The 14,208-nt window shown below is 41.3% G+C and carries 10 protein-coding genes; 1 reads left to right on the top strand and 9 read right to left on the bottom strand.

The window, feature by feature from the left end; genetic code table 11:
* Nucleotides 1-5: 5 nt before the first annotated feature.
* From HC246_RS20580 to HC246_RS20560, 5 genes are all read right to left on the bottom strand, one after another.
* Nucleotides 6-1,301 (bottom strand): glycosyltransferase family 4 protein, encoded by a 1,296-nt coding sequence (locus HC246_RS20580; protein WP_169365325.1) that lies wholly within the window; start codon nt 1,299-1,301, stop codon nt 6-8.
* 55 nt (nt 1,302-1,356) lie between these two features.
* Nucleotides 1,357-2,433, bottom strand: coding sequence for a glycosyltransferase family 4 protein (locus tag HC246_RS20575; RefSeq protein ID WP_169365324.1), 1,077 nt, complete (start codon nt 2,431-2,433; stop codon nt 1,357-1,359).
* Nucleotides 2,434-2,817: 384 nt separating this feature from the next.
* The gene (locus tag HC246_RS20570; RefSeq protein ID WP_169365323.1) at nt 2,818-5,418 is read right to left on the bottom strand and encodes an EAL domain-containing protein; all 2,601 of its coding nucleotides are present in this window, start codon (nt 5,416-5,418) and stop codon (nt 2,818-2,820) included.
* Between the two features lie 375 nt (nt 5,419-5,793).
* The gene (locus HC246_RS20565; RefSeq protein ID WP_169365322.1) at nt 5,794-6,006 is read right to left on the bottom strand and encodes a hypothetical protein; all 213 of its coding nucleotides are present in this window, start codon (nt 6,004-6,006) and stop codon (nt 5,794-5,796) included.
* Between the two features lie 581 nt (nt 6,007-6,587).
* Nucleotides 6,588-7,943: a TldD/PmbA family protein gene (locus HC246_RS20560; protein WP_169365321.1), complete on the bottom strand. Its 1,356-nt coding sequence runs from the start codon at nt 7,941-7,943 to the stop codon at nt 6,588-6,590.
* Between the two features lie 366 nt (nt 7,944-8,309).
* On the opposite strand from HC246_RS20560, the gene HC246_RS20555 reads away from it, so the two are divergent.
* On the top strand, nt 8,310-9,272 hold the full coding sequence (locus tag HC246_RS20555; RefSeq protein ID WP_169365320.1) for an exopolyphosphatase: 963 nt from the start codon (nt 8,310-8,312) through the stop codon (nt 9,270-9,272).
* On the opposite strand, the gene rdgB is transcribed toward HC246_RS20555, so the two are convergent.
* The 4 genes from rdgB to HC246_RS20535 all read right to left on the bottom strand — a co-directional run bounded on the left by rdgB (nt 9,232) and on the right by HC246_RS20535 (nt 14,186).
* Entirely contained in the window at nt 9,232-9,843 is a 612-nt protein-coding gene (rdgB, locus tag HC246_RS20550; protein ID WP_169365319.1) for an RdgB/HAM1 family non-canonical purine NTP pyrophosphatase, read from the bottom strand. The genes HC246_RS20555 and rdgB overlap by 41 nt on opposite strands.
* Nucleotides 9,844-9,985: 142 nt before the next feature.
* Nucleotides 9,986-12,028, bottom strand: coding sequence for a DUF3352 domain-containing protein (locus tag HC246_RS20545; protein ID WP_169365318.1), 2,043 nt, complete (start codon nt 12,026-12,028; stop codon nt 9,986-9,988).
* Between the two features lie 289 nt (nt 12,029-12,317).
* Nucleotides 12,318-13,457 (bottom strand): Hpt domain-containing protein, encoded by a 1,140-nt coding sequence (locus HC246_RS20540; protein ID WP_169365317.1) that lies wholly within the window; start codon nt 13,455-13,457, stop codon nt 12,318-12,320.
* Nucleotides 13,458-13,601: 144 nt separating this feature from the next.
* Nucleotides 13,602-14,186 (bottom strand): GUN4 domain-containing protein, encoded by a 585-nt coding sequence (locus tag HC246_RS20535; RefSeq protein WP_169365316.1) that lies wholly within the window; start codon nt 14,184-14,186, stop codon nt 13,602-13,604.
* Nucleotides 14,187-14,208 lie beyond the last annotated feature (22 nt).

The raw sequence follows: 14,208 nt of genomic DNA, 5'->3' as shown, positions 1-14,208 counted from the left end.
CTAATTTACGCAGATCTAGTAATACTTGGAACTTTGTAACTCCAAGCCTGCTCATGCATAATCGATCGCGCTAACACATGCCGATAGAGTTCGCTCAATTGGATTGTCACACCAGTCCAACTAAAGCGCTGATTCACATTTGCTGAAGCCTGTTTCCGCATTTTCCTGACCCATAATTCATCAAATAGAATTCGATGAATACCATTAGCAAAACCTTCAATATCTTTTGGTTCAACTAATAAACCTGTTTCTTCAGGAATAATCGTGAACTTCAAACCACCGACATTAGAAGCGACGACAGGCACACCGCAAGCCATCGCCTCGATCGCTACTAATCCGAAGGGTTCATAATAGCTCGGAATCACGCATACATCCGCCGCAGTATAGTAAAGCGGTAAAATATCATGCCCAATCCTACCTGCAAAAAACGTAGAATCCTTAAGCCCTAATTCATCTACAATATGCTCAATCCTATTCCTTTCATCACCATCAGGCATATTTGCCGAGCTACCTCCGACAATAATCAACTTGAGATTTTGAAGATTATGGCTTTTGAGTAGAGCAAAGGCTCTTACTAAAGTCTCAATCCCTTTCCTTTCGTCAAATCTACCAACATAGAGGATGATTTTTTCGCGGCTATCGAGTTTCAATTTAGCGCGAGCATGAGCCTTTGAGGTTAGGCGAAAGTTAGCCGTATCAGTACCACAGGGAATAACTTCAATTTGACCACGAGTCGAAACCAGCGATCGCAAAGTCTCTTGTTCCTGAGGACTAGTTGCCACAACGCAATTAGCCCGTTCTAAGATCTCTCGTTCAATCCTCAAACGAGTATTCGCAACCTGAGGGATCTCCACTAGAGATTGATATTTTACGGCTCCCAAGGAATGATAAGTATGCACCAACTGGATACCACTAGTTTTTTGTAATTCCATTCCCGCCCAAGCCGATAACCAGTAATTCGTATGGATTAAGGGATAATTCATACCCTGAGTCCTTTGGAATGTTTGAAATGAATCTACAAACTCTGGCATATGCTCAAATAAGCGATCTCTAGGGATATAAGCCTCCGCACCAGCTTTGAGGCGGATCGTGCGGCAATGGGGCGAATGCTGCACAATCGACTCATCATCGGCATGAGCTTTGCGCGTAAACATGTCCACTTGCCAACCAAGCGCTGCAAGGGTTTCACCCACATGACGTACATATACATTTTGTCCACCTGCCTCTTCTGAGCCAATTTCCGCCGCAGGGTCAGCATGATCAGAAATAAGTGCGATCGCCTGTCTATTCAAACTCAACATAATATTTTTCTCCTTTTTGACTAGAGAATTGATGGCGCTTCGCGCCACTAATTCTCTAATGGGTTTGCATTACCAAATCGCGCTTCTGACCATTTCGAGAATACTTTTCTCCCAAAATCTTTTGATACACGGCTTCATATCTATCTGCCATCAGCTTTGCCGTGAAATTCATCAGCACATGATCTCGACAAACTCGCCGATCTAGTTGAGCAGCCAAAGTGATCGCATCTACGCATTCCGTTACGGTATCACAGAGGAATCCGCTTACTCCATGAGCAATCACCTCAGAAGCTGATCCTAAATTCATGGCAATGACTGGCGTTCCTGTCACCATTGATTCAATCATCACCAGTCCAAAAGGTTCTTTCCATGTAATCGGGAATAGCGTCGCCACAGCTCCACCCATGAGCACACTTTTTTGATGGTGATTAGCCTCGCCAAGGAATTCAATCTGACTACTACCAATATGGGGAAGGATTTTCGTCTCAAAATATTCCAAATCCACAGCATCAACTTTTCCAGCCATTTTGAGATGCCATCCTGAACGTTTCGCGATCTCAATTGCTAAATGCGCTCCCTTTTCAGGCGACATGCGACCCAAAAAAGCCAGATACGGTGGATGTTCTGGCTGGGGATAAAAGCTATAAGTGTTAGGAGCGATACCGTTATAAACCGTGGATACATAGTTTAAGCCCAAATTCGTATCCCTCTGAGAATTAGAAATACTTATAAACGGTTGATTTCGTACATGGCTAAATAACTTCTCATTGTCGGGCGTGAAAATGCCATGTAACGTATGTACTGTAGGAGTTTTGACTAAATTTGTGTAGGGTAATGCGACACATCCGACATGGGAATGGATAATATCAAATTGATCAGCATTCTCATAAACACGGCTCATATTCAGCATGTCGTAGATATTCGGATCTTTGACGCTGGTATCCAGACGTAAGGCTCTAGGATGCACAGATTCTAATTTAGCTAAAGTAGTAGAATCTCCTGAAGCAAATAGAGTGACCTCATGACCACGCTTAACTAATTCTTCGGTGAGTAAACTTACTACCAGTTCAGTACCGCCATAGGCGGGGGGAGGAACCTGTTCCCATAGTGGTGAAACTTGGGCAATTCTCATTATGAATCTCCTGTCTATAAAATGTATCGCAGGTGATGATAACGACTGTATCTAAAGGTTGTTATCTTACTAAAGACAACATAACGAAGTGATGTTTGAAATGATGTCTAGTTAAACCTCTAGAATATTTGAGTTGTATAGGAACGTATTGAAACTTATTAGAACGTTCGTGGAGAATAATTAAACAAGGGGTTTGAGAGAGTGGTTACTACGCAAATCCTCTCTCAAACCCCATAATCAAAAGCCATGCGTAGCAAGGATTTTGATTATGGGGTTGTAAAACTCGCAAGCTTACCATGAACTGAAGTTATTATTATTAGAAGCAATAACATCAAGTGATTGACCCTTGACATTATCACCATTGATAGTAAGCGATCGCGTCAATCAACTAACTTGCGATAAATTTATACTTTTAGCGATCGCGAGTTCCGCATCGGCAGCAGTCAGTGGTCTGGAGAAGAGATAACCCTGTCCAAACTCACAGCCTAGCTGTTTTAAGATTTCCGCTTGCTGTTGAGTTTCCACACCTTCGGCAACCACACTCATATTTAAAGTATGGGCAAGCACCGTAATAGTCCGCACAATTTCGATATTCTCACCACCATCACTCATTTGATTGACAAAAGCGCGATCAATTTTGAGGATATTAATAGGGAAACGATGTAAATAGCTAAGTGAAGAATAGCCTTGACCAAAGTCATCAATACTAAGCTGAATATTCCGCGCCCTTAGTTGTGAAAGTTTTTTAATAGTCTGTTCACCTTGATCCATTAACGTACTTTCAGTAATTTCTAAACGGATCGAACTACCATCAATTCCTGTCTGTGCTAGAATACTATCTAGTTTATCGAGAAGATCTGGCTCACGGATTTGGTGGCTTGCTAAATTAATGCTCATCTTAAGATGTGCAGCTTCAGGAAATTGACGCATCCAATCCTGCAATTGATGGCAAGCTTCTTTCATAACCCAGTCACCCACTGCCACAATTAGACCTGTATCTTCAGCAAGTGGAATAAACTCGATTGGGGAAATAAAGCCCCGTTTCGGATTTTTCCAACGGATTAGAGCCTCAAACCCAGATAGTTGATTAGTGGATAGAGCAATTATGGGTTGATAGTAAAGCTCAAACTCTCCATGCTCTAGCGCATAATGCAATTCACTTTCTAGCTGTGTCAATCGCAAAGTTTGTTCATACATCTCTTGATCGAAGAGAGTATAACGACCTTTACCAAGGGCTTTAGCACGATACATCGCAATATCGGCATCCCTTAGTAAATCCACTCCATTCGTATAGTCCTGTGTATTGATCACAATACCAATACTTGCACTCGGAAAAATTGCTTCACCGCGAATGATGATTGGTGACAGAAACTTATTCAAAATGCGATCAGCAACAATCAAAGCTTCACTCACATCTTGAATATCATCAATGAGAATTGTGAATTCATCACCACCAATCCGCGCCACCGTATCAATTGAGCGTAAACATCCCTGTAAAATCTTTGCAATCTCTTGTAAAAATAAATCACCAACATTGTGACCAAGGCTATCGTTAATCATCTTGAAACGATCCAGATCAATGAAAAAGATAGCGAATAGATATTCTGAGTGGCGCTTGCTATATTTAATGGCATGTTCTACCCGATCCATAAACAGATTGCGATTGGGTAGCCCTGTTAGTGAGTCATGGGAAGCGTCATGGGCTAGCATCTCGATCGAATCAGAAAGTGCAGCATTGAGTTCTCTCAATCGCGATACATAAATATAGCTCTGCATGACGATCATGGAGACTATATAAGTAAATATACAGGGGGCTATTGGTAGCCACCAACCTGCAATGAAGAGAAAATAGGTACTCCCAATCAGAACTACAGCAAAGATGAAGACTAGACTAACTAAAAGCACTAAACGTCTAGTTGCACAGAACCAAACAATAGAAGCTCCGAGAATCGACCAACCAGCAATCCATAACTCTTCCCAAACATCTGACCAAACTTTAAAAAGAGGACGATTTTCTAGGACAGAGCCTATAATCATTTTGACAACATTCGCTTGAAATTCTACTCCCGAAATTTGACTTGGAGAGGTAATGAAGTTACTGCTATAGGGGGTATAAAAAATATCATTAAGGCTGGGGGTTTGTGCGCCGATTAAGATAATGCGATCGCGCATTAAATCTGTGGGAATTCGATTTTCGAGAATATCTTCCAGTGAAACTTGGCGAAATTTGAGGGAGGAGCCATGATAGTTCATCAAAATTTGGTAGCCCCCCGCATCGGTGCGAACATAACTACCATCATTGCTTTCTAAAGGTTTAAAAACAGTTTTCCCAATTTGTAAATGTCCTCCTACTTCTGAGGATTGGGGTTCGATACCTTGGTCTTTGAAATAGGCAAGCGCAACTGCTAAACCAAGGCTGGGTAGTCCCTCATTACCTGCTGGCATTGGGTATAGAAAGGCGCGTCGCAACCTCCCATCAGGATCGACAATGACATCATTTGCGGACACTTGCCCCAAGGCTTTTAACGCAGGTGGCGGCGAGATGACCGTATTAAAGCGATCGCCAATACTCTTTTCGATACCAATTAAATTTGGTGTAGTTTTAAAGACCGTTTCTAATTCTGTATAACCTTCACCAACAGGAATATCTCGATATAAATCTAGCCCAATCACCTTAGGATTTTGAGCACGAATCTTGCGGAGAATCTTTGCTAATACTTGGTCAGATACTGGCCATTTTCCCAAATAGCGAATATCTGACTCCTTTACTCCAACAATAATAATTCGTTCGTCTACTGGCTCATTGGGACGCAACTGCATGTATAAATCAAAGGCTGCCCACTCGCTAGGCTGTAACCAACCTAACCAACGTAGTCCGAATACTAATAAGTAGACGCTGCCACTCGACAGAAAAAATCCTCCCCACTGCTGGAGCCTTCGTGGCAACTTTTCCCATCTGGACTTTAAGGTCTTAATAGCAATCATTTAGAGAAGTTTGGTTTCACTTGCTGTCGTTAAGCCAGAATTCTTTTGTGTAAAACCTGAGATAGCTGAATTTACAGGATTACTACAATTGATTTTCAATTTCCAACGGGCATAGGCTGGTTGAGAAATTATGATGGCAGCTCAATCAGATATTAATCCTAAAATTGAGGCGATTTTATCCTACCAAATTCCCGCTTTGATGTATGCAAGCGCTTTGTCGTAAGCTTAGTTAAAATTAGCCTAAAAAATAGAGAGGGGTACTTTGTATCCCTCTCTATTTTTGGATTTGACATTTGCCTTAAACTCTATGCCTATCATGATTGATATACCAACTAATGAGACTAATGAGAACTAATGCTAGCAATTTAGCCAACATTAGAAACTAGTAGCTGTGAAAGTTACAGTCTTGACGTTCTCATGTAAGCGAGATCCCCCGCCTTGAGTACGCTGAGGTTGTGGTCTATCAGTTGGTGTGTAACTTACCTGATTATTTGCCATTAGCTGCTCTGGTTGACCAATAGCGAACATCATCCCCCCGATGAAGGCAATAGAGGCTGGCAGAATATTTTTGTAAGATTTTAACAACATATTAATTCTGGCTCTATAAGCTACTCTCAAATATTACCCGATTTTTGACAAAGATATGACTTTATATAACTTTTAAATAACTTTTTCTACGGCAAAATGGCTTATGTCATGGTGAGGGGGCGAAATATTTAACCTCAATGTCAACTCCAATACACAGTCATATTTATTACAGTCAAAAGTTAGTAATTAAAAATACATATTTAGTAAAGCTCAAAAATTTATAAGTTATGTCAGACAAAAATAAAATTAGCCTTAAAAACATATCAAATCCTAATGACTTGTGTATTACAAGTAAATATTTTAGACGATTACCTAATAATATTTAGAAAATATAATTCTTAGGCATTATTAATAAATTTTCAAGTAAAACACCTCAATAATTCGCGCTTAAATCCGAATCAAGAAATTTTCAAAAGCATTGCAGTGCAATACTTTTGAAAATTTCTTGATTCATTTAGCCATTAATTACTGCAAGTAATTGATGGTTTCTGCAATTATCATCAGTATCATAATCATCTCGCAACAAGTGATGAGGTGATTCATTTTCAATTATTACTTAGAGCTGCTTATTTTATTTGAAGCTACAAAGTAAATGTAAATTTTTTGACTAACATTCCAGGTGCAAAAATGCCTCCTAGCGATCGCTTTTCATAAGTGCCAGTATCGGGAATAAATTCGTGAAAATTAGTGAAATCTTCGAGATGATCGCCAAAGAAGTCGTAAATACTATCATCAAAGCGGAGATTCTCAATCGGAGCAATAAATTCGCCGTTTTCTACCCAGAAACAAGCATAGCGAGTCATGCCTGTAATCCTGCCGCCTGTGCGATCGCTCCAGTTAAGGTAATGCAAATTGGATAAATAGAGTCCCGTATCTAATTGTTTGAGAATATCAGCTTCAGATAAATTACCTGTGGCAACTTCAGGCGATCGCATCGATTCACCACTACCTGCTCCATTGGCATTTTTACTATATTCTTTAGCACTGCGTGAACTGACGAGAGTATTAACTAGCTTGCCGTTACTAATAATTGGTAAATATTCAGGAGCAACCTCACCGAGATCATTAAATCGCGGTACATTACCGTGAATAAAGTTTTCACTGAGCGATAGTAATGGAGAGAGATTTCGTTCTTGATTTTTTAACTTTAGAAGAGCACTACTACCCTGCTGAAAACTTGCTTCTCCCACACTCCAAGTTAAAAATCCTAATAGTTCTGAGGATGCCGCAGGGGCAAAATAGGTGCGATATTGTCCCCGCTCTATAGTTTTACTAGGTCTTTGTAAGGCAATAGATTGTTGTTGCGATCGCTCGATTTGTAATTTGTAATCTTGATTTTGCCAATCTTTGCCTGCATAAATTCCTTTAACTGCTTTTTCGCCTGAACTAGTCTGCACAAACATGGAATAATCGACAAAAAATGAATCCGTTGCAAACCAATGTCTTTGACCTGCGGAGTTAGCACTAGCCCGAATGATCGAACCCGAAGCATAGAAACCTGTAAAGTCAATGTTATTGATGGGTTCAAGAATAGTAGCGATCGCTTCGTCTGGCGGCAATAAATTACCTTGATAAACTTCACGACTTGAGCCTTGGTTTTCAGGGATGACTAGATAAGGATTTTCAGGAATTTGGACTACTTCTTGCCGTAAATAGTTGAGACTTGCGGTGGCATAGGCAATATCTATTGAGCGATCGCTGGTAAATGGGAATTCTGCATAGGCTTCACGTTGATTATAAATAAGTGATATGGTCACATTCCCATCGGCAACCAGCCCCGATTGACGCACCTTTGCATGGTTAAAACGAGTGAACTGACTACGTTCACTAGCTAAACTAATAGTTAGGTATTCACCGTAACGAAGACTATCAATTAAATAATCAGCCAGTTGATAGAATGAGTGTTCCAGTGTTTGCTCTTCCAAATTTCTAATCATCAAAATCCTATTCTTGGTTACAGTTAGTTGCTGTCAAAGATAACATTAGAGTTTAGAATCCCCCCATAGTGTTTACAACCTGTAAGTCGGTAAAGCTAAAAATTCCTGAATAGTAGCGGAAAAGCTTATTTTTATTTAAATTTCCTCCCTATTGCTCTGAGATGAATTTACAAATTACAGCGCTTTGCGCTGACTTGAAACCCAGAGAAATTTTTGAAAGCACGGCGAAGCCGCGCTTTCAAAAATTTCTCTGTACTACTTTAAGCCTCAACAGGTTGTATTGGGTTTTCGTTTAGAGCGCAAAGCGCTATAGTTATGTGCAACATCTTAGTGTTTGCAAGATTATTAGGTTAGGGGCATCAGCTTATGTCAGTCACAACCAAAAAATACCGATTAATTACCCGCAGTGATTTCGACGGTGTTGTGAGCGCGGTATTACTCAAAGAGCTAGATATGATTAATGACATCCTATTTGTGCATCCAAAAGATGTACAAGACGGGAAAGTCGAAGTCTGCGATCGCGATATTTTGACAAACCTACCCTATATCGAAGGTGCTCATTTAATTTTTGATCACCACATGAGTGAGACGATGCGGATATATGACACACCAGAAAATCATATTATCGAAGGTGAAGCCCCATCAGCCGCTAGAGTTGTTTATAACTATTACGGGGGGAAATTAAAATTTCCTAATATCTCACAAGCAATGATGCAAGCCGTAGACAAATGCGATTCGGCACAGTTTGACATTGATGACATTCTGCATCCCCAAGGCTGGGTATTGCTGAGCTTCCTAATGGATTCACGCACGGGTTTAGGAAGATTTCGCGAATTTAGCATCTCTAACTATGCTCTAATGATGGAACTAGTAGAAGCTTGTCGTACCATGACAATTGAGGAAATTATGGAACTTCCCAATGTCAAAGAGCGTGTAGAACTTTATTTTGTGCAACAGGAAATCTTTAAAAAGCAAATTCAACATTGTGCAGAAGTTCACGACAAGTTAGTGATCATAAACTTGCAGGGTGAATCTACAATCTATGCGGGCAATCGATTTATGGTCTATGCGCTCTATCCTGATTGCAACATTTCTATCCATAGAATGTGGGGAAGACAACAGCAAAATACCGTTTTTGCAACAGGAAAATCTGTTCTCAATCGTACCTGCCCAATCAATATCGGTGAGTTGATGTTGAGGTACGAAGGAGGTGGTCACGCTAATGCAGGAACTTGTCAGATTGCGAATGACCAAGCAGATGAGGTGCAGCAAGAGCTAATTGACATCATCACAAGGAATAACGTGGTGCAACCAATGACTCTAACTTAGAGCGTAAAATGGCGAGGGCATTGGCTCGATGACTGATCTGAGCCTTAACTTGAGGCTCGATTTCGCCAAAGGTTTGATGTAGTTCTGGGACTAGGAAGACGGGATCATAGCCAAATCCTTGAGTTCCCCTTGGGGCATCAGCAATCAAGCCTTTGCAAATACCAACTGCATCAGCAGCGATCGCACCATCGGGTGAGGCAATCGCGATCGCACAGACAAACTGAGCTTCGCGATTAGAGTGGTGAGTGAGTTCTTGTAAAACTCGATCAATTCGCGCTTGATCAGTCTCCGCATACCTTGCGGATAACACACCCGGTGCTCTATTCAGCGCTATTACCTCTAGCCCTGAATCATCTGCTAATGCCCATTCCTGAGTGGCGATCGCAACCTGTGATGCTTTGAGATGAGCATTCTCAATAAAAGTTGCTCCTGTTTCTTCTACATCAATACTGTCAGGCTTAGCGATGAGAGTCACACCTAAGTCTGCTAAATAAGCACGAAACTCTTCTATTTTGCCAACATTTCCACTTGCAATCACTAATTTTTGTAGTTGATTTGATATCTCAGACATTGTTAAACCATTGCTTTTTGTAAATCTTACAATATCAATTGCCTAATTCATTTGTAAGAAGCTTTGACTTCGACTTCGCTCAGTCAGCATTTATATTTTTGAATTGTAGATAGAATGGTGGCGCTTTGCGCCACCATTCTATCTAAGGTTTAATGCCTAAAAAGAAATCTGATTGAAAGCGATCGCTAGTTTCAGAATAGACAAAAACTGCACCACCGAGTCTATTGATGATTTTTTGGACTGGTTCAGGTAACTCGATTTTAGGAGGTTGTTTAGGATCATCAATTGGCTCATTGGGAAGCGGAATTAAACCTGTGAGAAAGAAAGCATTTGCCACTTGCTTTGCGAGCGCATTAGCATTGATATAAAAATAGCCAAAATTTGGTTGTGGCATTTCCGCGATGGCATCTCGAAAATCCTCAGATTCCGCAAGGGCAGGCTTAGGAATCGGAATAAAGGCTGAAGCGGTATTTGCCCCCAAAGTTAATAATAAAGTTTGGCGATCGCGCCATCCGTAAGCAAAAATACTTTGCGTTTTGCCCCGTTCACGCTGATCGGGAAATTCAAAGCTAGTCAACAGCGTTGTGCCGACTTGACGCTTCTTCACTTGCAGAAAATCTTTATCCAAATCACTAAAATACTTAGTCAGCTTATTGAGAGTCGCATTGGCAACTTCAGGTTTGGAAGTACGAATTAAAGCTCCTATGGTCAGGTCAATGCCAATTTCTTTAAAAGGAGCGCGATCACTAGGAAATGCGACTAATGCATATTCGCCATCCATCCAAGAGATCACATCCTTCTCAATATCAAGTTTCAATCCCGAACCGAAAATTAAGGGAGCCAACATTCGCAAACCCTCCACAAAAATTTTGTAGCTTGGTTGCGACTTGGACTCTTCCACAAACCATTGCCATTGACGATTGAGGTTACGACTGGTAATCGCACCATAAACATTGAGGGGCAAAAATGATAGCAGGCGATCACGTGGTTCAGTACTTCTTGGCTGAGGCGATCGCACGGAACTGAAATAGCTATTACTTTGACTGCGTATCCCCTTGGGCGTTGACCATGTAAATAGATCAAAGCTACTGTACTGACTCATGGTGTATTTCAAGCTTTGGATATAGTCATCACGACTGAATCCAGGAATTTCCGTAGTCTCTGGTAAATCAGCCGCTAGCAATTCCCAAAATTGACCGATACTTTTAAAATTTCCATACCCTGCGATTAGAGAGCGATTCCATAGAGGATTATGCAGCGATCGCAAAAAGAGATCATTGTCAGCAAGGGATGGTAATGGCTGTGGAGGTTGAGATGCTTCGAGATTTGGAGCATTAGCGATCGCCAAATCGATCATTTTCTGAATAGCCTGACGATCGGAAGCAATTACGGCAACACCACTAGGTAACTTTGCGATCGCTAAACGCTTAAATCCAAAACTAGGGAACTTTGGTAAATCCTCATTGGGTTCCTCATGATGATCATGATCCATTTGAGGTTCCTTAGTAGGTTTGTGGTTATGTGATAGTTTTGACTGCTTGAGATTTAGCGCCTGAATAGTATTAGATGCAGATACCTGTGAAGAGTTCATCTTAGAATCATCTTCTTCCTGAAGTTGCCATTCCCAAATTCTGACATTTTGATAGAGCGTTTCTGAAGCCTTGGGAAAATTAAGCCCCTTCAATTTCTTAATAAAAGCGTCAAATTGCTGTTGATCCTTGATTACAGACATTCCCGCAAAGATAATTTCTGCCTTTTGATCAGGATGATTCAAAAAAGCGATCGCCAACTCTGTCCCTAACCAAGGCTGGACATCCTTAGCGAAGGATATTTGAGAAGCCTTGCCCAAAAATCCGAGCAATTTGTCCATAGCCCCAAGCTGGCTGGTCGAATTGCCATGAAATCTTTGAATGGTTTGCCACGAACCTCGGTCTATATCAACAACTAATAATCCGATTGCATCGGTGGGAATCTGTTTCGCAATATTGAGAGACCTTTGAGCAAATGTATGCGGTTCAGCATTCTGAGCTTCCTGAATAGCCGTTTGCTGGACGGGCAAAACACTCACATATGTTGAGTTTGGGTTGATGGGACTGAATGTCGATGGATGATTAATCGAGGTAGCGATCGCAGGCAGTGCCGTACTTGCTGTAACCGCAAAAATCGTGGCAAACAAACTCCTCACTGATAAACCCTCTTAAGAATTTATTGCATAGTATAGCTGTCGCCAAGTATATCAGGACATAAAAGAAGAGAAAGGTGGCGCTTCGCGCCACCTTTCTCTTCATAAGCTATAGCCATTTGAGTTAACGCATATAGCTGTCGCCATTCTTGAACCCAAATAGTGTAAGGCGGCACGAAGCGCCGCCTTACACTATTTGGGTTTTGATTTGTCATGATACAGATGAATATAGCTATAAAACCCATTTAACAAAGAAAAGATTGTTGGTGGTGAGCCACTAACAATCTTTTCTTTATGGCAAATTGCAGCTCGACAGTTTAGCTAAGAAAGTTAAATACTGGGCTTGAAACTCTTTTGCCTTCGTATCTTTAGATTGATGCCACGATGACAACCATAATGGTGTGGGGAAATGTCCGTCAGGTGGAGTCTGGGGCTGAACAGTATTAGAGGCAATCCAAGAACCGTTTTGTCGCCAACCAACGCGATCGCTAAAGGTTTGCCAACCTTGCAGCGCCTTATCTTCTTCAATCACTGCGCCTAAAAGATTACTCAATTCATCGGATGAAGAAGTAGCTCTCACTGCCACAGGAGTCTTAGTTGGTATCGCTTGCCTTGCCGTATCTGCGGGAATTAACTGCAACAATTGTTGAGAGACTTTAATTTCATTTGCCTTTTGCCCTAAAACTTGCTCTTGAGCCTGCTTAACCTCTTTGATCAGTATTGGTGCAAGGACGCGAAATTGATTATTGGGATTGGTGACAGCCGAACGTACTGATTGAATCATGACTGACCAAGCCACTAATCCAAAGCGATCGCCCATTTCCTGTAGTTGGGTACAGATATTCTCTAGATTCTGACGACTGCGTGGGCTATCGGGCTGTTTGAACAATTCCAGCATACTCCTTAGCTTAAGAGGTACTTCAGACTGAAATGTTGCCAACATAGCTCTAGTGTCAACCTTTGACCCCGATTTTGACAAAACCACTGTTTGTGTATCAACGTTTTGACCTGACACCAAATTTTGCAGATGGTCTTTGAGGTTAGCAAAGATTTGATCGGAGCCAGCCATAATAGCGTCAACAGCATCCTTAGTCAGTCCATAGGGACTTTGGAGCAGTTCCACTAGTTCTTGTAATTTGTCAAAAGCTTGTAAAAACAGCGTTTGGAGATGCTGATCAACCTCAAAGTCGCTATTTTCCCGAATAACTTTGAAATAATCTTCAAAGTTATGAGCAACATGTTGGATACTACTAAACCCCAACATTGCTGCTCCCCCCTTAATCGAGTGGGCTGCTCGAAACACCTCATTTACCGACTCCGCATTCCCCATGATCGTTTGTAAATCAAGTAGTCCTGACTCAATGGTTTGCAGATGCTCCTTGGCTTCTTCGATGAAGTACATCGTAATCTGCTTTTGCTTATCCTGATCCATGACAATGACCCCTGTAATCTTAAAGTTAATACTTAGTAAAGGCTGGGCGAAGCAAAATATCCTTACTTCTCACTTGTCCCAAATTTTCGATCCTATGCTCCTTATATTAGGATGCCTAGAGCAGAAATTTTTAGACCGTGATTCTTAGCCCATGATTGATGACATATAGATTTGATTTTGAGAGCTAAATCCATAGCGACCCTGACTATGCTTCTGCCATAGATTATCAATGGTTTGTAAGACTTCACAGGGAATTTGCTTAATATCCTCTGGAGATAGAACTGAGCCAACATTTTTGTTTGCGGCTTGACACATCACATTCCATGTTTCTTGATTGGCTTCTTGCCACTTACCGCTAGCTAGCAAAGCCTGTAATTTCTGGTAGCTAATTCCTTGGCTAGGAATCGTCAGGTCATTTGCACTAGTAGGCGATGAACTACTAACTACATGGCTCGGACGACGAAATCTTAATGTAATTGCGCCATTACTTTGCCCGTCGCCCAATAAAACTGCTTCACCTGTCTCGGTGAGCTTAATGGCAACCTCAACTTCATCTAGAGCTAGCCCATTAGTTTGGTTGGGAGTACTTTCAGTTGCGAGTTGTTGGACGAGGTTGGCAATTTTCTGAATACTCTCTTTAACCTTATTGGTGCTGAGAGACTTGATCGACTCACCATTAGAGCGAGCGCTATTTGCCACAAATTCTATGAGTATTTCTTCGCTATTCATGACATCCTTGTGTGGGCTAGTT

The sequence above is a fragment of the Pseudanabaena yagii GIHE-NHR1 genome, assembly GCF_012863495.1.
GTDB lineage: Bacteria > Cyanobacteriota > Cyanobacteriia > Pseudanabaenales > Pseudanabaenaceae > Pseudanabaena > Pseudanabaena yagii.
This window is presented reverse-complemented; position numbering and strand designations above follow the sequence as displayed.